General features: G+C 59.7%; 14 protein-coding genes and 3 pseudogenes. 14 read left to right on the forward strand and 3 right to left on the reverse strand.

Annotation, left to right across the window (positions count from 1 at the left end):
- Positions 1-6 precede the first annotated feature (6 nt).
- The 7 genes and pseudogenes from ccoO to ccoS form a co-directional block, all read left to right on the forward strand.
- A complete protein-coding gene (gene ccoO, locus FNJ47_RS00495; protein ID WP_163149368.1) occupies positions 7-741 on the forward strand; it encodes a cytochrome-c oxidase, cbb3-type subunit II in 735 nt (244 codons plus the stop codon).
- An 11-nt stretch (positions 742-752) separates the two neighbouring features.
- Entirely contained in the window at positions 753-917 is a 165-nt protein-coding gene (locus FNJ47_RS00500) for a cbb3-type cytochrome c oxidase subunit 3 (protein ID WP_163149370.1), read from the forward strand.
- Between the two features lie 6 nt (positions 918-923).
- Positions 924-1,793 carry a cytochrome-c oxidase, cbb3-type subunit III gene (gene ccoP / locus FNJ47_RS00505; RefSeq protein ID WP_163149372.1) on the forward strand — a complete coding sequence of 290 codons (870 nt, stop codon included), beginning with the start codon at positions 924-926 and terminating at the stop codon, positions 1,791-1,793.
- 76 nt (positions 1,794-1,869) lie between these two features.
- A complete protein-coding gene (ccoG, locus tag FNJ47_RS00510; protein WP_163149375.1) occupies positions 1,870-3,339 on the forward strand; it encodes a cytochrome c oxidase accessory protein CcoG in 1,470 nt (489 codons plus the stop codon).
- Between the two features lie 22 nt (positions 3,340-3,361).
- Positions 3,362-3,862 carry a FixH family protein gene (locus tag FNJ47_RS00515; protein ID WP_163149407.1) on the forward strand — a complete coding sequence of 167 codons (501 nt, stop codon included), beginning with the start codon at positions 3,362-3,364 and terminating at the stop codon, positions 3,860-3,862.
- Between the two features lie 12 nt (positions 3,863-3,874).
- Positions 3,875-6,061 (forward strand): heavy metal translocating P-type ATPase, encoded by a 2,187-nt coding sequence (locus tag FNJ47_RS00520; RefSeq protein WP_163149408.1) that lies wholly within the window; start codon positions 3,875-3,877, stop codon positions 6,059-6,061.
- Positions 6,061-6,219: pseudogene (ccoS, locus tag FNJ47_RS50380) on the forward strand (cbb3-type cytochrome oxidase assembly protein CcoS); the annotation flags it as partial. The gene FNJ47_RS00520 and the pseudogene ccoS, both read left to right, overlap by 1 nt.
- Before the next feature lie 130 nt (positions 6,220-6,349).
- Here the strand turns inward: ccoS and FNJ47_RS00530 are convergent.
- Positions 6,350-6,562, reverse strand: a pseudogene (locus tag FNJ47_RS00530) (transposase domain-containing protein); the annotation flags it as partial.
- Between the two features lie 252 nt (positions 6,563-6,814).
- Here FNJ47_RS00530 and FNJ47_RS00535 point away from each other — a divergent pair.
- From FNJ47_RS00535 to FNJ47_RS00545, 3 genes and pseudogenes are all read left to right on the forward strand, one after another.
- Positions 6,815-7,987 (forward strand): annotated as a pseudogene (locus tag FNJ47_RS00535) (IS110 family RNA-guided transposase); the annotation flags it as partial.
- Positions 7,988-8,500: 513 nt separating this feature from the next.
- Entirely contained in the window at positions 8,501-11,488 is a 2,988-nt protein-coding gene (locus FNJ47_RS00540; RefSeq protein ID WP_235999246.1) for a Ulp1 family isopeptidase, read from the forward strand.
- 1,123 nt (positions 11,489-12,611) lie between these two features.
- The gene (locus tag FNJ47_RS00545; protein ID WP_076829490.1) at positions 12,612-12,797 is read left to right on the forward strand and encodes a hypothetical protein; all 186 of its coding nucleotides are present in this window, start codon (positions 12,612-12,614) and stop codon (positions 12,795-12,797) included.
- Positions 12,798-13,457: 660 nt separating this feature from the next.
- Here the strand turns inward: FNJ47_RS00545 and FNJ47_RS00550 are convergent.
- Positions 13,458-13,913: a MarR family winged helix-turn-helix transcriptional regulator gene (locus tag FNJ47_RS00550; protein ID WP_347341592.1), complete on the reverse strand. Its 456-nt coding sequence runs from the start codon at positions 13,911-13,913 to the stop codon at positions 13,458-13,460.
- A 781-nt stretch (positions 13,914-14,694) separates the two neighbouring features.
- Here FNJ47_RS00550 and noeE point away from each other — a divergent pair.
- The 3 genes from noeE (at position 14,695) to cysN (ending at position 19,005) form a co-directional block, all read left to right on the forward strand.
- Complete coding sequence (noeE, locus tag FNJ47_RS00555; protein WP_163149378.1) at positions 14,695-15,954, forward strand: nodulation protein NoeE; 1,260 nt, start codon at positions 14,695-14,697, stop codon at positions 15,952-15,954.
- A gap of 265 nt (positions 15,955-16,219) precedes the next feature.
- On the forward strand, positions 16,220-17,119 hold the full coding sequence (gene cysD / locus FNJ47_RS00560) for a sulfate adenylyltransferase subunit CysD (protein WP_163149380.1): 900 nt from the start codon (positions 16,220-16,222) through the stop codon (positions 17,117-17,119).
- Positions 17,119-19,005, forward strand: coding sequence for a sulfate adenylyltransferase subunit CysN (cysN, locus tag FNJ47_RS00565; protein WP_163149382.1), 1,887 nt, complete (start codon positions 17,119-17,121; stop codon positions 19,003-19,005). The genes cysD and cysN overlap by 1 nt, the downstream gene beginning before the upstream one ends.
- Positions 19,006-19,066: 61 nt before the next feature.
- On the opposite strand, the gene FNJ47_RS50140 is transcribed toward cysN, so the two are convergent.
- Entirely contained in the window at positions 19,067-19,651 is a 585-nt protein-coding gene (locus FNJ47_RS50140) for a hypothetical protein (RefSeq protein WP_163149383.1), read from the reverse strand.
- A gap of 123 nt (positions 19,652-19,774) precedes the next feature.
- On the opposite strand from FNJ47_RS50140, the gene FNJ47_RS00575 reads away from it, so the two are divergent.
- A partial coding sequence (locus FNJ47_RS00575; protein WP_488226082.1) for a HoxN/HupN/NixA family nickel/cobalt transporter occupies positions 19,775-20,178 on the forward strand: 404 nt, incomplete at its 3' end.

A 20,178-nucleotide genomic window follows, 5' to 3' on the forward strand; every position in this document is an offset into this window, starting at 1 on the left:
CATCGCATGTCTCTTTGGAACCGACACAAGATCTTTGAGAAGAACTCGATCATCCTGATCGCAGGCATCCTTGCCATGATCGCGATTGGGGGACTGGTCGAGATCACGCCGCTGTTCTACCTCAAGAGTACGATCGAGGTCGTGGAGGGCGTACGACCATATACCCCGCTTGAGCTTGCAGGCCGCAACATCTACGTGCGCGAAGGCTGCTATGTTTGTCACTCGCAGATGATCCGGCCATTGCGTGACGAGGTCGAGCGCTACGGACATTACTCGCTGGCCGCCGAGAGCATGTATGATCACCCGTTTCAATGGGGCTCGAAGCGTACCGGCCCGGACCTCGCCCGCGTCGGCGCGAAATATTCCGATGAATGGCACGTCACGCATCTGACCAATCCGCGGGCCATCGTCCCGCGGTCGGTCATGCCCGGATACCCGAGGCTGGCGCACACCGAGCTCGACCTGACCGACATGGCCGCACATCTGCGCACCAACCGGGCGGTCGGTGTGCCCTATACCGAAGATCAGATCAAGAACGCGGTCACTGACTTGAAGACCCAGCTCGATCCTGACAGCGCGGACCTCGCGTTGTTCCAGAAGCGCTATCCGAAGGCAGCTGTGCGCAATTTCGACGGAAGCGTTGGTAATCCGACCGAACTCGATGCGCTCATCGCCTACCTGCAGATGCTCGGAACGCTGATCGATTTAAAGCTCTACGACGAAAAAGCCAATCTGCGCTGAAGGATCTTGTGATGAAAGCCGTCATTTCCATCGAGAACCTAGCGTCAAGCTTCGTCGTGAGCCTCTGGACGCCTTTGTTTGTCGGCATCTTCATGGCCGTTGTTGTTTATGCGCTGTGGCCCGCCAACAAGCTGCGTTTTGACTCTGCGGCGCGCATGCCGCTGTGCCGGGATTGACAGGCCATGACTGACCGCGACTTCGATCGGATCTCCGGCCGCTCCACGACGGGGCACGAATGGGATGGCATAAAAGAGCTCAACACGCCGCTGCCGCGCTGGTGGATCTCGACCTTCTACGCCACTATTCTTTGGGCGATCGCCTATTGGGTCGTCTATCCGGCCTGGCCGCTTCTCTCTAGCTACACGACCGGCGTATTTCATTATTCGGCCCGCGCGAGCGTCGCCAACGATCTTGCCGGGCTCGAGAAGCTGCGGGGCGAGAAGATGGCGGTTCTCGGCAAAGTGTCTCTGACAGAGATCGAGACGGACCCGGCCCTGCTGGCACTGGGCCGTGCCCGGGGCAAGACGGTGTTCGCAGACAACTGCGCGCCATGCCATGGCAGCGGCGGCGCAGGTGCCAAGGGTTATCCCAATCTCAACGACGATGACTGGTTGTGGGGCGGATCGCTCGATCAGATCCAGCAGACCATCCAGTTCGGCGCACGGTCCGGCCATGCCCAGGCCCATGAGGGGCAAATGCTGGCCTTCGGCCGCGACGGCATCCTCAGGAAAGATGAGATCGCCACGGTAGCGAATTACGTCCGATCGCTGTCTGGCCTGTCAACAGTCGCCAATTTCGATGCCGCGGCCGGCGCAAGGATCTTTGCCGACAATTGTGCGGCCTGCCATGGCGAGAACGCCAAAGGCAACCAGGAGCTCGGCGCGCCGAATCTGACGGACCACATTTGGTTGTACGGCTCGGACGAGGAGACGCTGATCGAGACGATCAGTTATGGCCGCGCGGGCATCATGCCGGCCTGGAGCGGGCGGTTCGATCCCATCACGATCAAGGCGCTTGCGGTCTATGTGCACTCGCTCGGTGGTGGACAATAGGTGAGATGAGCCGACAAGCCACCGGCCCATCGACGAGGCTCTAAGTCAGTCACCCGTGCCAGATGTAAGGTCGGCCATGAAGCTAGCCCTGAACAAGACTGGTCCGCGCGATGACCCGCCGATCGGCGAAGATGGACCTCTCTATACAGCTCATAGGAAGGTCCATCCGCAGAGCGTCTGCGGCACTTTCCGCACGATCAAATGGCGGCTGATGGTGGTGTGTCTGGGCATCTACTATTTGCTGCCGTTCGTGCGTTGGCGTCGTGGCTTAGGCGCTCCTGGCCAGGCGGTGTTGCTCGATTTCCCGAACCGGCGGTTCTACTTTTTCTTCATCGAGTTGTGGCCGCAGGAGCTTTACTACTTCACCGGGCTGCTCGTGCTTGCCGCGCTGGCACTATTCTTGATGAACGCGCTGGGCGGACGTATTTGGTGCGGCTATCTCTGTCCGCAAACGGCATGGACCGATCTGTTCTATGCGGTAGAGCGTTGGGTCGAGGGCGATCGTCGCGACCGACTGAGGGCCGCCGCACGCCCGATGACAGTGGGGCGGGCGGCAAAGCGCGTGCTAAAGCACGCGGTCTGGTTGATGATCGCCTGGTGGACCGGTGGTGCCTGGGTGCTCTACTTCGCCGACGCGCATACATTGGTGCGCGATCTGGCGACATTCCAGGCGCCCGCGATCGCCTATATCTGGATCGGGATCCTGACCGTTACGACATACTTGTTGGCCGGCTACATGCGCGAACAGGTTTGCGTGTATATGTGCCCTTGGCCGCGCATCCAGGCCGCGCTCACCGACGAGTGGGCACTCAATGTCACCTACAAATACGATCGCGGCGAACAGCGCTGCTCATTGAAGAAGTCATTCGATCTGCGTGCGCGGGGCGAAAAGATCGGAGACTGCATCGACTGCAATCAATGCGTGGCGGTCTGCCCGACCGGCGTCGATATTCGCAACGGCGCCCAGCTCGGCTGCATCCAGTGCGGGCTATGCATTGACGCCTGCGATGCCGTCATGAAGAAGATCGGGCGCAAAAGTCGCCTGATTGGTTACGACAACGACATCAATATCAGGCGCCGCATGGAAGGCAAGTCGGAGCTCTTCAAGCCGGTACGGCCACGGACGATCGTATATGCGTCTTTGATCTCGGTCGTCTGTGCGACGATGCTTTATGGATTGTTGTCCAGAACACTGCTCGACGTCAACGTGCTGCACGATCGTAGTCCGATGGCGGTCAGGCTGAGCGATGGTTCGATTCGCAACGGCTACACGGTACGCGTGCTTAACAAGCTCGCCTTCGACCGCGTCATCGCGATCGACATCGATGGGCCACCTCAAACGTCCGTGCACGTCGTCGGCGTAGATTCTGTGACCGTGGAACGACCGACGATTGTCTTGGCTCGCGATACTACGACAGAATTGCGTTTATTGGTGACCGCGCCGGCCGACGACACGTCGGAACGGTCGATGCCGGTCACATTTCGGGTCACCGACATTGGCCTCGGTGAGGTCGCCGCCGCAACGGACCACTTCGTCTTCCCCTAAGATTACCGACGGGATCTTACCAATGACCGCATCAATTCCAGTCGCGCGGCCCATCACCGGACGCTTTGTCCTGATCGCCATGCTCGCTTTCTTTTCGGTCGTGATCGGCGCCAATTTGATCATGATGCGCTTTGCCATCACGACGTTGCCGGGAACCGAGGTTGACAGCGCCTACAGCGCGAGCCTCGCCTATCAGCGTGAGATCCTGGCGGCGCGGGATCAGAACGAGCGAAGCTGGCAGGTGCAGGTACATGTCCAACGGCAGTCCGATGGCCGGGCGGTGCTTGCGATCGATGCGCGCGACCGCGCAGGCGCGCCTCTCGTAGGAATGAATTTCGCGGCCCGGCTCGAGCGACCGGTGGACCGCCGGGCCGATCGCGCGATCAATGTGGCGGAGGGCAGTGCTGGAACCTACCGAGGGAACGCCGAGGGGGTCGCTGGCGGGCGGTGGGATCTCGTGATCGAAGGCGGCGCTGACGGCCGCCGCATGTTTTTGTCGAAAAATCGCATCGTCTTGGACTAAGGGCATATGAGCATGCAGGATGACGTCGACTTTTCGCACTATTTAAAGAGGACAGGAACGGGCTTCATCCAACTCGACCTCGCGGTAGAAGGGATCAATTGCGCGGGCTGCATGGGCAAGATCGAGCGCAATCTATCGAGCATTCCGGACGTGATCTCGGCGCGCGTGAATCTCACCGACAACCGACTGGCGCTGGAATGGAAAGCAGGCGCGCTCGATCCAGCGCTGTTCATCAAGCGGCTCGCTGAACTGGGCTATCGGGCATATCCCTTTCAGCGGGACGACGCGGAGACACTGGAATCGGAGCGGGCGCGGGACTTGCTGCGACGGCTGGGCGTGGCTGCTTTTGCCGCGATGAACGTGATGATGCTCTCGATCCCGGTATGGTCCGGCAATGTCTCGGACATGCTGCCCGAGCAGCGCGACTTCTTTCACTGGCTCTCCGCGCTGATCGTGCTGCCGGCCGCGGCTTATTCGGCGCAGCCGTTCCTCTCCTCAGCCTTTACCGCGCTACGGGCTCGCCGGGCCAATATGGACGTGCCGATCAGCATCGGCATCTTGCTCGCGTTGGCGACTTCGCTGATCGAGACCGTCGCTCATGCCGAGCATGCATATTTTGACGCGGCGATCATGTTGATCGCCTTCCTGCTCGCAGGCCGCTATCTCGACCAGAACATGAGACGGCGCACCCGCGCCTTCGCCGGCAATCTTGCCGCGCTCAAGGCGGAGACCGCCGCGAAGTTCATAGGCCCGACGGAGATCAGAACAGTTCCGGCATCAACGATCAAACCGGGGGACGTCGTGCTGGTGCGACCCGGCGAATGCTGTACCGTCGATGGCGACGTGATCGAGGGCCGCTCCGAGGTCGATCAAAGCCTCATTACGGGTGAGACCTTGCCCGCGCTCGTGGCGCCCGGCAGCGCAGTGTTCGCCGGTACATTGGTGCGATCGGGCACCTTGCGCGTCCGCGCGGTGGCGGCCTCGGAGGACACGCTGCTCGCCGAGATTTCTCGGCTACTTGATCATGCCCTGCAAGCGCGCTCGCGCTATCTGCGCCTAGCCGAGCGCGCCTCGCGGCTCTACGCACCGATCGTCCATGCAACTGCCCTCCTGACGATGCTCGGTTGGCTTGCCTCTGGCGCAACCTTCCATGATGCGATCGTCACGGCGATCGCGGTCTTGATCATCACCTGCCCTTGCGCGCTGGGTCTGGCTATACCGGCGGTGCAGACCGTGGCGTCCGGCGTGCTGTTCCGGTCCGGGGTGCTGCTCAACGCCGGGGATGCGATCGAGCGCATGGCCGAAGTGAACCGGGTGGTCTTCGACAAGACCGGAACGCTGACGTTGCCGGAGCTCGATGTCGCCAATCTCGCCAGCATTCCCGACGATGTCCTCAAATTGGCGGGCCGGCTTGCATTGTCGAGCCGCCATCCGGTCGCCGCAGCCGTCGCGCGAGCTGCCGGCGCAAGCGAGCCGCTGGCCGATATCGAAGAGGAGCTGGGGCAGGGCGTTAGGGGTTACTATCAAGGGTCGGAGGTCCGGCTCGGCCGAACGTCCTTCTGCGGCGCTGAGAGCCTCGCTGAGGAGACTCTTTGCCGTGATCCAGAGGCTTCTATCGTCGCCTTTAGCCGCGGCGACAGCAAGCACGTCTTCGCCGTCCGCCAACGCATGCGGCCAGACGCGCCCGAGGTTGTCGCGGGCCTCGTGAGCCTTGGGGTCGCGGTAGAGATCGTGTCGGGAGATCGCGAGCCAGCAGTTCAGCGCACGGCCGCGACGCTCGGTATTCAAAATTGGCGCGCCGGCGTCTCGCCGACGGATAAGGTCGCCAGGGTCAAAAGCCTGACGGGCGAGGGATACAAGGTGCTGATGGTCGGCGATGGTTTGAACGATGCGCCCGCGCTGGCAACGGCTCATGCCTCGATGTCGCCTGTTACGGCCACTCATATGAGCCAGGCGGTCGCTGATGCGGTGTTCCTCGGTGAGCGTCTTCGGCCCGTGATGACAGCGGTTATGACCTCGCGCAAGGCGCTGCGGCTGATGCGGCAGAACCTTTGGCTCGCTGTCGTCTACAATATCCTGGCGGTGCCGGTTGCGATCGCCGGCCTGGTGACGCCGCTGATTGCCGCCGCCGCGATGTCAGGTTCGTCCGTGCTGGTCATGCTCAATGCGCTGCGGGCGCGAAGGGGCGAGGTAGTCTGATGGAGGTTCTGCTCTATCTAGTTCCACTCGCTCTTGCACTGGGCTTCGTTGGGCTGCTCGGCTTTCTGTGGTCGCTGAACAGCGGTCAGTATGACGATCTCGATGGCGCGGCCTGGCGCGCCCTCGCCGATGACGAGCCCGACGAGGCGCCGGTCCAAATAGTGCAGATGGGCCAGCGTGATTGCGACGGTCTCCGCTCTGAGGAGAGTGCTATCTTGGCCGTTCCGGTGGTCCGCAGCGCAGCTGAGAGACGCGCGGTTGCAAAGACATGCAGCGACAACTTGTTGATCAGGGCAATTCGTGCAGACGCGATGCGGGAAGATTGGCGATACGGGCGAGGATGTCGGCGAGCCAGGCCTTGGGATCGACGTCGTTGAGGCGACAGGTCGTGATCATCGTCAGCATGATGGCGGCACGGTCGGCGCCACGCTGGCTGCCGGCGAAGGTCCAGTTGCGCCTTCCCAAGGCGATGCCTCTCAATGCGCGCTCAGCACAATTGTTAAAGGGCATGATGTTTTCAGCGCTCAAACCCGGTGGAGATGACTGATCGTCCGGATTAGTCTGTCGAAGCCGGGATAGGGGCGCTGGAGCACGAAACGGTGGCAGGCCGCCATGACCATGAGCTGTGAGCTCGCTTTGTTACTTGGCCGCCCCCTACGACTTGCCCGGCTGCGCTGCGAGCGCGGATCCGTAGATGTCGTGCAAGCCACTGGCTCCTAAGACAAAGGAGAACCAAGCATGCAAATCGTTGGCATGGACATCCATCGATCGTTCGCCCAGGTGGCGATCCTGGAGGACGGAACAATAATCCGACAGCTCCGCGTAGATCTTATCCACGATCGGCTTGTCGCCTTCGCCAAGACACTCAGCCTCGAAGATGAGGTGGTCATCGAGGTGACGGGCAACAGCGCGGCGGTCGAACGTCTTCTGCGCCCGCACGTTAAGCGCGTGGCGGTCGCCAATCCGAGGCTCGTTCGGGCGATCGCCTATGCGCGGGTCAAAACGGACAAGGTCGATGCTGCGACCCTGGCAAAGTTGCATGCTGCCGGCTTCTTGCCGGAGGTCTGGGTTGCTGACGAGGGCACCTACAGCCGCCGGCGCCAGATGGCCGAGCGCGCTGGCGTCCTGGCGCAGATCATCCGGATTAAAGGACGCATGAAGGCTATCCTGCATGCCAACCTCATTCCGCCCTACAAGGGCTATCTCTTCGGCAAGCGCGGACAGCATTGGCTGGACAGTCTGCCTCTTCCACCGGAGGAGCGTGTAATGCTCCGGCGTCTGATCGCGGAACTCGAACGCGTGACGAAGCAACTGGCGGAGGTCGACAAAGTCGTGGCCCAGCAGGCTCTGGACGACCCACGGGCCCTCAAGCTGATGACGATCCCCGGCGTGAGTTCGGTTGTCGCATCGAGTGTACTGGCCTCCATCGGCGACATCGCACGCTTCCCGTCGCCGGATAAGCTCAGCAGCTATTTCGGGTTGACTCCGCGGGTTCGGCAGTCAGGTGAGCACCCGGCACGGCATGGCCGGATCTCGAAGCAGGGCAACCGTGACGCCCGCAAGATGCTGGTTGAGGCGGCGTGGTCAGCCAAGACGGCGCCGGGTCCGTTGCGAGCATTCTTTAACCGCACGCAGAAAAAGCACGGGGCCGGGGTCGCAGCCGTCGCGACGGCGCGCAAGCTCGCAGTCATGATCTGGCACGTCCTGACGACCGAGAAGGACTACGCTTACGCGCGGCCAGCGTTCACCGCGATGAAACTTCGGAAGGTGGCTCTGAAGGCTGGGGCTCCCCGTGCCTACGGCAAGGCTGGCCCGGGCCGGGACTATTGGATCAAAGAAATCCGCGAACGGGAAGCTGGTTACGTCGCACGCGTCGAGCAGGCCTACGAACGCATGGTGGCTGCCTGGAAGGAAAAACCAAAAAAGTTGCCACGAACTGAAGGTAAGGACTTCTCAACACCATCCGTGGTCAAGCAGATCCTGCCATCGTCGAGGAAGCGGGCGAAATCGTGCCAGCGCCTGAGCATGTAATTCAGAGGTGTCACGACCTCGAAGGGCAGTGCGCTCTCCAACAATCGCTCAGCCGCATGCCAATCCTCTTTCGCTTTCTTGTCTTCGCTCAATCCCTGCACTTCGTATGCCGCTTTGCAACCAGTGCAATGACGAGTCCTCGGCTCCCATGCCGCCGGAAGCTTTATTGGCCGCGAGAAAGGTAGGTCCTGAAACCCATGAAGCCTGCGACGATTGAGAACTGCGGGGGGATTTTCACTCTGCGGGTGTGGCGATGCATAGTTCCACACGCGACGGCCTCGTCAGCTTCTGGAAAGCCTATCCAGATAGGATCAGCTCAATTGATTTCTTGGACGTGAGGCTGGCGTGGACCCGTATAATTCCGATCCATCCAATGTAACAGCTTGGTCCCAGGTGCAGCACGCCGTCTTGGAAGAGCATCAGGGCGGCCGTGCCGGGCAAGCGGGCTTTGAGCAGCGCTTGGCCGAGGCGCGCCCACCCGATCCGTGTCCTGTCTCTGGTGGCGGCCGCAACTACCATCCCCATCTCTCTGCAGAACATCGGGACATCATCGATAAAGCGATTGCCCAATATGCGGATCAGAAAAAGCCAAACCTGAAGACGGTTAAGCGCTATACTCAGGCGCTTCGCCGACTTGGAAATCATCTTGGCGCTCATCGCCTAACGATTGTTCTGGGGGACCACGAGTCCTTGGTCCGTCACGTCAAGACTTACTTCCCAAAGGACGAAGACATGAAGAAGGGGGTGAATATCCTTCGTTCGTATCATGATCCGAGCTATGTAGCTTCTGGCGGGCGGCCGCGAACGATCCCCTCAGCGGAAGACGCGCCCCTCTCAGAGCAGCTTAATGCCAGCGGCATGACGTCGGGCAGCGCTGCTCGCCATGATCGTAGTCTTCGCAGATTTTCTAACGCCCTTAAACCTGCGGGCTACTCGATATCCGGGTTGGACCACGCTGCGCGCATTGAATTTGGTCAGAAGTTGTTCCCGAAGGACGAGCATCTATTGTTCGCGTTAGGCAAGGTCGGCGATGCCGAGCACGTTTCCGGAGCGGGGGCGTCTCGGAAACCCGGCGGTCATGCTGTCCCGTCCCCCACATTGCATCTTTATCCCGATGACGCCCGCATCATTGATAGCCTGGAAAGGGCAGAGCTGAGCATGCTCAAACCCGAGGATACTAGCCGGAGAAAAGTTGTTCAAGACCTGGCCGGCAACCAACGAAGATTCGGTGCTTGGCTCCAAAGGAATGGGCGAGGGAGCATAGTGAGCCGGCTCACCGGCACCAGTGAGCAGCAAAAGTCGTTGAACGAAGATCACACGGACTTTAAAAAAGCCAGTCGAAACGCTGACATGGGCTTCGATCGTCTTCGGAGCTACCTATGGCTCGTCGAGGCGAACGCAGCGCTGGGCGTCTCCCCTGAGCAGGCGGGTGGGGAGCCGCGGCGTGAGGAGTCGAGCTCAACGTGGTCGCCGCGCCTGCCGCACGATTTTGAGTGGCCGACGCCAGAAGCGGTACCAGAGGGGTCGTCGGCGATCTACCGAGGCCTCGACTCTTTCGTTGACCTGCCGTACACGGCGCCGGAAGTGAGAGACGATGCTCAGTCAGCGCCGGTGGGTGGGGCTGCCGCCAGACCGCCGCTCTTCACCGGACCATCGGACGCGCCGGCTCAGTCGGCAGACACCTTCCGCGGTCTTCAGTCTTTCGTTGATCTGCCGTACACGCCGCAGCAGATGCGCGACGATGCTCAGTCAGCACCGGTGGGTGGGGCTGTCGCCAGACCGCCGCTCTTCGCCGGACCATCGGACGCGCCAGCTCAGTCGGCAGACACCTTCCGCGGTCTTCAGTCTTTCGTTGATCTGCCGTACACGCCGCAGCAGATGCTTGACGATGCTCAGTCTGCGCCGGCGGGCGTGGCTGCCGCCAAACCGCCGCTCTTCACCGGACCATTGGACGCGCCAGCTCAGTCGGCAGACACCTTCCGCGGTCTTCGGTCTTTCGTTGATCTGCCGTACACGCCGCAGCAGATGCTTGACGATGCTCAGTCAGCGCCGGCGGGCGGGGCTGCCGCCAGACCGCCGCTCTTCACCAAACCATCGGACGCGCCAGCTCAGTCGGCAGACACCTTCCGCGGACTTCAGTCTTTCGTTGATCTGCCGTACACGCCGCAGCAGATGCGCGACGATGCTCAGTCCGCGCCGGTGGGTGGGACTGCCGCCAAACCGCCGCTCTTCACCGGACCATCGGACGCGCCAGCTCAGTCGCCAGACATTTTCCGCGGTCTTCAGTCTTTCGTTGATCTGCCGTACACGCCGCAGCAGATGCTTGACGATGCTCAGTCAGCGCCGGTGGGCGGGACTGTCGCCAAACTGCCGCTCTCCACCGGAGCGTCGGACGTGCCAGCTCAGTCGCCAGACATTTTCCGCGGTCTTCAGTCTTTCGTTGATCTGCCCTACACGCCGCAGCAGATGCGTGACGATGCTCAGTCAGCGGCGGTGCTCAGCCCTGCCGGTAAACCCGCGTTCTTCGTCGGGCGGTCGGGCGTACGTCAGGCGCTTGAGGACATCGGATACCGAGTCGACGCGGATTGGCAGGATGGCCGCCAGCCGGTGCCGGATTTCTTACGCAATGTCCTGGATAACATTGGGGTCCTGCCGACCCAGTTCAGCGGCCCAACCCAGGTCTCCGTCAATGGTGAGGCCCGCTCGATCCCATTGGGGCCGCGAGGAAGCCCCGGTGCGCAGTTCATCCATCATCCTCGCCCGTCTCCTGTCTCGGGTGCTCAGATCGGCCCCTCGGCTACCGTTGCCTCTTCCGGCCAGCGTAGCGAAGCCGTGCTGGGCCCCGCGCAGTGGCTGGGTGACGAGCATATCCAGCGGGACTATGAGCTCCTGGCGCAGGAGTTGCTGCAGAACAATCCGGATCTCGCCGCCCGGACGCGGTTCGTGGATCCCCTGATAGCCCAAATGTTGCGATCCCCCTCCAAGGAGGTAGCCGAACGAGCATTAGGGTGGGTTCGTCATGATACTGCCGACTTCCTGTTTCTGCCGATAAGCGATGCCAGCAATACGGATAGACATCAGCGCGGCAGTCACTGGTCGCTGCTGTTGGTTGACCGCCGCAATTGGGGCGGACCGGCCGCCTATCACTATGACTCCACCCAGGGATACAATGACAGGCCGGCAGCGGAACTCGCAGGACGGCTCGACGCTAACCTGCAACAGGCCCCGATAAGACAGCAGCAGAACGGTTATGACTGCGGCGTCTTTGTCGTGGACGGCACCCGGGAACTTGTAAGACGATTGGCAGCAAGACGGCCGGACCTGAACCTCAACAATCTTGTCATCAGTCGACCGGCACTGCGGGACCGACTAGGCACTGGTGTCGGCTTCAGCTGAATAGGGCGCGCGCCCGAGTGAAATGCGCTTCTCGCCGATCGAAGATCCGCAATCGGTGTGTTCGCAAAGCATCATAGTGTCTCACGTGAAGAACTGAGTACGCATACGACGAGACCACCTGATCGACGCATGCGCGCGGGCACGGCGAACTCCATGGATGGCATTGCGTGAAGGTCAGGCGACTTGCTGATCGGCGGGCTTGTCGGCTCGGCGCAGGAGCTTCCATTCAGCAATGCGCCATGATCAGCAACAAATGCTCGGCAGCACGTCGGGCTACCGAGACACCGCGAGGTCGCATTATCCGGCAAGCTTGAGCCCGGCCTCGCGGCGAGGAAAAAGTCGATCGATAACGCCGGTCAGCTTTGGATCGGTCAGGCTAAGCCATCTTATCGCGCCTTGGCCCAATAAGGCGGCCGCATTTTTCGCGGCGCAACAGCACGGATCGCGGACCATCAGGCGTCGGCTTCGTCTTTCTTTCTCGCCAAATATGCATACATCACATCAAAAGAAAATTGGAGGAAGATTGTGCCATCAAGGCTGAAGCGGTAGCCGCTCATCTTAACGTCAGCCGAAGCCTCTCTATGAGAGATCATCGCGGGCGGTTAATCGCGGCGTTTGCCGTTCTCGGCCCGCGTCAAGAGATGTGAAAGCTGCCTGTTCATAAGAACACACTTGTCCCTCCAACCTTGAGCCGAGACCGGACGACGGGTACGAAGAGGAGATTCGATCTGGTGTTCTCGCCAGCGCAAGGAGCCTCTGACAGTCTAGACAGCGCAGCGCGCCAAGCGTAGTAGGGCGACCGTGGTAGAGATTGCTACGATCTCATAGTCCTCGAGCATTGAGCCTCCCCGCCTAATACAAATCACGAACATGCCTGATTCGGAGTTTGTTCAAGCTTACCACACCCTGCTTGCTCACTTCCTTCCAGCAACGTGTTAGTCTGCGGACTTAGCTTCGAATAACCAAGCGAAGCCTCTCAAGACGGCATCTTTACAATAGTCGAGGTACCTTGTCTTCTGAAGACATATCATGGCGCGAGTTCCCATGATTGCCTCTTTTTTTTACGGTCGTCGCTCCTAAAAAACTATGTTACAAGCCGCTCCTCTCAAAAGGAGCATTCACTGTGAAAAAAGCAACCAAGAAACGCGTTAAGCGGCGCGAGTGGACCAAGGCAGATATCAAAGAGCTCAAAGTCCATTCGAAGGCTCGGACTCCCGTCATAAAAATTGCAAAAATGACCAAACGCAGCGTCGGTGCGTTGCGCCAGAAGGCGTTAAATCTCGGAATAGGACTCGGACATCAGCGGTAGCTTAGTTAGCTGCGCTGGTAGCCGGCACAGTAGGGCGGCTCGCAGGCCGCCCTTTACGGCCGTTGAAATTGTTTTGCAGGGCCTGCCAATTGCTGTGGATAGAGCTTTTCACGCGCTTGCTTTGTCACTCCAGTGCTTCGTCATCTTCGAGGTTAAAGGAGTACGACCGCGAAGGCCGCTTTGCTCTTCACGATCGAGAGCGAAGACAATCTGACGACCGGTCCTGCTTCGAATGTTTCCAGGCTGGAAAGGTTTCGATGGTCGCTCGTTCCCATTAAGGGTTCGAAGAATGTGAGGGATCGCTGTTAAGGGCCACGATTGTCCTCGGTGACGGCGAGAAGGGGAGCTCCAACTAGCAAGCCGCATCGTTGCAAGTCTTGACACCTGCGCCGCCGCTGTCGAAGCTCATGCTAGGCTAAAGCTTTGGCGTAAGCGGTGGCCGCGGACCTTGTTGATGAACTTGAGCTGCCAAGCGATAAGGTGCGCTCAGCAGCAACTGAAAAAGCGCTCTGTTGGCTTGATAGACGGCGGTGGAGCGATTGCGTGCTGAGCCCATCATCACCTGCACGCCTTCTGCGGTGTGAAGGGACCATAACCACCTTCGACCGCGCCGCCTCACGAAATATTCGAAGGCCGGGAGAGTCGGATGGTTAACCAGCTTCATTTTTGACGATTGCTCGTTTTGCTCTTCCGGATGCCAGAGCGGGCCTTCTCCAAGCGGTGCCTCACTGCAGCCAGCCCGGTAATGAACTCGCTTGATCCGTCAGGGCCGAATTCGTCAAAAGCCTGCACATCCTGCGCTTCCCCTCGAGGCATCAAGCTTGCGAGATGCTTGCGCGTTTTGGCGGTCAGCGACATCTGAACTACACGCGCATCGGCTGCGGAGGGTTTGCGCCGTAGGAAACCCTTTTTCTCCAGCAATTTTGAGTGGGTCGTGACAAAGGAAGGATCGACGTGCATCAACCGTGACACCAGGTTGACGGACACACCTTTTTCTCTGCCCAGATAGTCCACTGCCATCAGGATCATCCACTGTGGTCCAGTGATGCCAAGCACATTGGCACGGAATTTGGCGAGTTCTTCGAGGCAGGCACTGATCGATCTGATCTCCCACACGAACGTCCGAAATATCTCCTGTCCGTCAGTGGAGATGCGATAAGGCGCGGTTGGTGGACTAGGTAAATCCGGCGGCATCGTGGGCCAGGGTTCGATCCTTTACAGACGTCCATTAGCGTGGATTAGAAATCGGAACAATGCCGCAAGGGCAAGCAACTCAGATACTTGGTACAGTTCGGACGGATGTGGGACTTGCGACAGCAAGGCGGTTAGAGGTGCTACACGCTCATTGTGTTGACCGGCCAGCGGCAGGCCGTTGCGGTGGGGTCGATATGGCGCGCTGAAAAGATCTGATCAGCCTGGCATTTCAGATGTCCGCCCGTGTATTTCCTTGACCCTCTCGCCGAGCTTTCCGTTCTTCGCCGAACTTTTCCGGCCTATGCCGAGCACCAGGGAGGTGCATGTTGCATTTTCGTCTTCAATGGGCTGGCAAGCAGAATTGCGTCGACTGTATTTGATATCGCCCCATGCCCGGCGGTCGTTGCCCTGTAAACTTCCGTATAGTTCATTCCATCTTTCCCATATGCGCAGCAAATATTCGTTCAGTTGGGTGGTCCTTGTTTTCGCCTCAACTGTCGAGCAATCGGGGCGATCGCAGTTGTCAAACGCTTCTGCGATTCCCACCCAACCGATTGAACTTAACGGCTCTCAAATCATGAGTGGCAGACGAAATCCTCGTAGCAGTAACGCTTGGTATGCGAGCGGTCGCCTCAACTGAGGCTACGGCCGGCTTTATTTCGGTCAATCGAACGCGGCTCGCTTTTCAAGAGGGACCTGAATTATGAGTTGCGCTTTTGGCCGCTCGCCTGCGGTCTGCTTTCTCCTCGGACTTCCACGAGCCGGGACGACACTCCTGGCGCACCTGCTCCAATGCCATCCAGACGTCCTGGCTCCGCCTGAACCCTGGTTGATGTTGGCACTTGAAGCCTTTGGAAGGGTGGATCAACGCCACCCGGCAGGACCCTCGTTGATTGAGGTCGCAACCTCCGAATTCCTGGGGCGCATCGATCGGACGATTGCCCTCCGGGCTTTTGCCGATGCAGCATACGGTCAGTACCTGACAGCAGCGGGCAAGCGGATCATCATAGACAAAACGCCACGCTATTGGACGGCGCTCGAATTCCTTGAACGTGTCTATCCAGAAGCGTCACACATCCTTTTGCTACGCAATCCTTATGCCATCGCGGCTTCACTGAAATCCACGTGGGGCATCCCGCTTCGGGCCGAGAGCTCCTATTCGGTCAGCGTCTCCAGCCTCGCCGATCTCATGCTCCGGCTGCCCGATGTCATCATATCTTCACTCGCCGATTTGGTTCTGGGCTTTCCCAGGCTGGCAGCGCACCGCACGCGCGCGCAGACACAGCTGGTGCGATATGAACTCCTGGTGGCGCATCCGGACCAAGAGATTCGGCGCCTGCTATTGGGGCTCGGCTGTGATCCGGCGGCCGCCGCATATGCGAGCATGGGACAAGTAGATTATCTTCGATCCAGCAGCTTCGGAGATCGAAAGATCCTGGAACGAAACGCGGTCGATCAAAGCTCTATCAAGACATGGCAATCCCAACTAAGCGTCGAAGAGATGCAAACTGTGACCGATCTGGTCGGCACCACGCTTTTGACAGAACTCGGCTATGAGGGGGAACTGCTGCTTGCACAGCAAGCCGGAGTTGTCGATAGGGGACCTCATCTAACTGAACTCTATCGACAGATATTCCGAACCTGGTGGGATTTGCGAGCTGGCAAGGCGGCAGCATCGTCCGGGCCATCTCAATCCGAGCAAGTCCACACTGCTCGGCAGCTTCCAGAGAACTTTCGTGCCACGTGCGACATGTCCGTGGTGCAGGCGCAAGATCTGTCCGCCCCCAGCTTTGCCGAAAATTTGCTGCTGGCCGATCCAATGAAAGCGCAGCTGCAACAGGCACTGTTGGCGTCAGAAGCTGATCGAGCTGCAGGGCTCGATGCTATTCGGACTCGCGACGCGGCTATCGAGATATTGCGAGGCGAGGTCGCGCGGCTTGAGCAGATCGTCAATATGGCTTAGGGTGATGGATGCTTGCGATCAAAACACGCTGGCTGATTTAGCCAGACTTCCTACCACTCAACGAGTTGATCTGCGCCAATCACGTGTGAGGCAGACGCCAGCGGCACCACGGTGGAATGCGACATGCCCCGAGAGTGTCAGTCAGTCCGCTGCGCAGCCGGCATTTGATCGCTTGGATAGCGACGCGCACCGGCGAGCTCGCACCCGACATTCCTCCTCTGGGCCGGGGCTGCAGAACCGAGATCCTGCATCGAAAAGAACACATATGCTGCCAAAACATCTGCGCCGTCTTGAAGCTGAATCGATCGAAATCATGCGTGAGGTGGCTGCCGAGTTCAAAAGGCCGGTCATGCTTTACTCGATCGGAAAAGACTCGAGCGTTTTGCTGCACATCGCAATCAAGGCGTTCTATCCGGCAAAATTGCCTTTCCCCCTGCTTCACGTCGACACGACCTGGAAGTTCCGCGAGATGATCAGCTTCCGGGACGCGACGGCCAAGCGGCTAGGCGTCGAGCTGATCGTCCATGTAAATGAGGAGGGTATTGCGCGCGGCATCAATCCGATCGACTCCGGCTCGGCGCTTCATACCCAGGTGATGAAGACCGACGCCCTGAAGCGGGCGCTCGAGCTTTACGGATTTGATGCCGCGCTTGGCGGAGCCAGGCGTGACGAGGAAAAGAGCCGCGCCAAGGAACGGATACTGTCCTTCCGTTCGGCCGGACACGTATGGGATCCCCGCAACCAGCGGCCCGAGCTCTGGGGCCTGTTCAACACGCGGATACGGCAGGGCGAAAGCATGCGCGTGTTTGCGATGTCAAACTGGACCGAGCTCGACGTATGGGAATATATCATGCTCGAAAAAATCCCGGTCGTCCCGCTCTACTTCGCAAAGCAAAGACCGACGGTGCGCCGAAACGGCGCGACGATCATGGTCGACGACAATCGATTGCCGCTCAACTGCGATGAGACGCCGCAAATGCGCATGATCCGCTTTCGCACGCTGGGATGTTATCCCTTAAGCGGGGCCATTGAATCCGATGCGACGACGATCGAAGACGTCGTCGCAGAAATGCAGTCTGCGACGGTATCGGAGCGTCAGGGACGCCTGATTGACACCGATGAAGCCGCTTCGATGGAGAGGAAGAAGCGGGAAGGTTACTTCTGATGACTTCCATAGCAATATCGAAACCTGTCCACCCTAGTGCAAGGGACCAGCTGCGATTCATAACTTGCGGCTCGGTGGACGATGGGAAATCGACCCTAATCGGCCGGTTGCTGCACGACAGCAAGATGATCTACCAAGATCAGCTTGCGGCAGTGAAACGCGACAGCATCAGGCACGGCAGCGCCGACATCGACTTCGCGCTGGTCGTGGATGGGCTGGAGGCCGAACGGGAGCAGGGCATCACGATCGACGTCGCCTACCGCTTCTTCACGACGCCGCGGCGCTCTTTCATGGTGGCTGACACTCCCGGTCACGAGCAGTACACCCGCAACATGGCAACCGGCGCCTCCAATGCGCAGCTCGCAATCATCCTGATCGATGCCCGCAAGGGTGTGCTGGTTCAGACCCGCCGCCACTCCTTCATCTGTTCGCTGCTTGGCATTCGCCATGTCGTGCTGGCACTGAACAAGATCGACCTCGTCGCATACAGCAAGTCTGCTTTCGATCGGATTGTCGCCAGCTATCTGGCTTTTGCCACCGGCCTTGGCTTTAGCTCCATTGTTCCGATCCCGATCTCTGCCCGCCACGGCGACAACGTCGTTGACCGGTCGGCTCATACCAAGTGGTATCATGGTCCATGCCTGATGGAGCATTTGGAGAGCATCGATATCCAGTCCGACACCGCAAGCCAGGCTTTCCGCTTTCCGGTCCAATGGGTGAACCGGCCCGACCCGGATTTTCGCGGCTACGCCGGATCGGTGGCTTCCGGTACGATCTCGGCAGGCGACGAGATCGTTGTCGCCGCATCGGGACGGACCACCCGCATCAAGCGGATCGTGACCCATGATGGCGACCTTGCCGACGCCGAAGCCGGCGATGCCGTCACCATTACGCTGGAAGACGAGATCGATATCGGCCGTGGCGATCTTCTGTCACGGCCAACCGAACGACCCAGCGTCGCCGACCAATTCGCCGCTTATCTGATCTGGATGGACAACGAGTCGCTCGCTCCCGGAAGAAATTACATCCTGCGAATTGGCTCGCAGACGGTTGCCGGCAGCGTTACCGCAATCAGGTATCGGATCGATGTCAACACGTGTGAACACCTGGCGGCCGAGACGCTTTCTCTCAATGAGATCGCGTTCTGCAATGTTGCGACCGCACTGCCCGCCGCATTCGATCCTTACGACGTCAACCGGAAAACCGGATCATTCATCGTCATTGATCGTTTCACCAATCGTACGGTCGGCGCCGGCATGATCGCGTTTCCGCTGCGGCGGGCCACCAATGTTTCCTGGCAGGCGCCTTCGGTGGGCAGGAGTGAACGCGCCGCGCTCAAGCATCAGAAGCCTTGCGTCGTCTGGTTCACTGGCCTGTCTGGCGCGGGAAAGTCGACAATCGCAAATTTGGTTGATCAGAAGCTGCTCGCGATGTCGCGGCATGCCATGCTGCTGGATGGTGACGACCTCCGGAACGGATTGAACGCGGACCTGGGCTTCTCGAAAGCTGAGCGGGTGGAGAACATTAGGCGCGCCGGACAGGTTGCAAAGTTGATGCTGGACAGCGGCTTGATCGTGATCTGCTCGTTCATCTCCCCCTACAGGTCCGAACGAGACATGGTTCGCAGCCTGATTGGCAAGGACGAGTTCGTCGAAGTCTTTGTCGATACGCCGATCGAGGAATGCGCAAGGCGGGATCCAAAAGGTCTTTACTCGAAGGCAAAAGCCGGTGAGATCAAGAACATCACAGGCATCGATGCGTCCTACGAAGCGCCGACAAGGCCGGAAATTCATCTCAGGACGATGGAGCAGGCCCCAGAGCAAGCAGCGGAAGTCGTCGTCGATGCCGTGATGGCGCGCGCACTCCTCCGCGATGAGCGGCGATAAACCGGCTTCGTCGTCGCGGATGCCGCTCACTAGCCTACTGGTCTGGCGATGGCGACTCGGGTTAAGTGGGAGCATCGATCGGATTCGTCGATGCTAAAGGATTAAGATGGTTGCATCCACTCGTCGATTGCCCGCTTTCGGTTATGTGCTCGAAGTCGACGGTCAATTGAAGACCGAATTCGCGACAAGGGACCGCGCCTGGGCAGGAGCGCAGGAGCTCAAGAAGCGCCGCCCCATGCTCCAGGTTAGAGTCTATGACGCCATGACGAAGGACAGAGAGGAAGTCAGCCTTCCAGTCGCCTGAGTGTTTTTCTGCGTGCGCGGCTAGCGCCGCGCTAGGTTCTCGTGCAGCGGAGCCGCAGTGTCCTGGCGCCTCGATCTCGTCCGCAATCCGGGATTGAGAGGCAAAGCTACCTCTTTTTCCTGAGCCACTGTGTCTCACGATCTTCGCCAACGAGTCGCGCGACGCCGGCTGACGGCGGGATAGAAGCCGCACTAAGCGGCCCAGCACGTTAGCCCAGCAGAGCGGCACAAAACCTGCATCGCGAGGGGGCACCAGCCCTGAGAAGTAGGAAATGCCACTCAACTCCACTGCCGTTGCGACCAGCTCGATTGTCCATTTCGTGCTGCGAATGGTCATGATCATCGGATGCTGTATCCGTCGGTTCGTCTTCAGCCTGAACGAACCGGCTTTGACGCGCGCGGCACTTATGACGCGAGGGACGTTCGTGGTCGAACTCATCCTTGGATGCGCTGCCGAGGCAAGATCATGTTCGCATATCTAAAGCTTGCCATAGACGACGCATCGGTTGCCTCGCGTAGTCGAATCATCTCGCTCTATGCCTTCTTGTTGGCCATCAATTGCTTCGCTTGGACTTGGGCCATCGTGGCGCTGTCAGAGTGGCCGGCGCTGCTGGCGACAGCGTTGCTGGCCTATGTGCTCGGCCTTCGGCACGCCGTCGATGCCGATCATATCGCGACCATCGACAATGTCGTTCGCAAGCTGATGCAGGATGGCAGACACCCCCTCGCGGTCGGACTTTTCTTCGCCCTTGGTCATTCCTTGTCGGTCGCAGTGGCGGTCGCCGCGATCGCAGCTGCGGCGCTCGCGCTGCAAAGCGGCTTCCTGGTGTGCCGTGCGGGTGGCAGCATCATCGCCACCGGTGCCTCGGC

The organism is Bradyrhizobium uaiense (assembly GCF_010811875.1).
GTDB lineage: Bacteria > Pseudomonadota > Alphaproteobacteria > Rhizobiales > Xanthobacteraceae > Bradyrhizobium > Bradyrhizobium uaiense.

Bases quoted from the DNA above. Each gene is read 5' to 3' on its own strand.
- noeE (WP_163149378.1), top strand. From the start codon at position 14,695: ATGAGTTGCGCTTTTGGCCGCTCGCCTGCGGTCTGCTTTCTCCTCGGA.
- ccoO (WP_163149368.1), top strand. From the start codon at position 7: ATGTCTCTTTGGAACCGACACAAGATCTTTGAGAAGAACTCGATCATC.
- FNJ47_RS00500 (WP_163149370.1), top strand. From the start codon at position 753: ATGAAAGCCGTCATTTCCATCGAGAACCTAGCGTCAAGCTTCGTCGTG.
- FNJ47_RS50140 (WP_163149383.1), bottom strand. From the start codon at position 19,651: ATGATCATGACCATTCGCAGCACGAAATGGACAATCGAGCTGGTCGCA.
- ccoG (WP_163149375.1), top strand. From the start codon at position 1,870: ATGAAGCTAGCCCTGAACAAGACTGGTCCGCGCGATGACCCGCCGATC.
- cysD (WP_163149380.1), top strand. From the start codon at position 16,220: ATGCTGCCAAAACATCTGCGCCGTCTTGAAGCTGAATCGATCGAAATC.
- FNJ47_RS00520 (WP_163149408.1), top strand. From the start codon at position 3,875: ATGCAGGATGACGTCGACTTTTCGCACTATTTAAAGAGGACAGGAACG.
- ccoP (WP_163149372.1), top strand. From the start codon at position 924: ATGACTGACCGCGACTTCGATCGGATCTCCGGCCGCTCCACGACGGGG.
- cysN (WP_163149382.1), top strand. From the start codon at position 17,119: ATGACTTCCATAGCAATATCGAAACCTGTCCACCCTAGTGCAAGGGAC.
- FNJ47_RS00515 (WP_163149407.1), top strand. From the start codon at position 3,362: ATGACCGCATCAATTCCAGTCGCGCGGCCCATCACCGGACGCTTTGTC.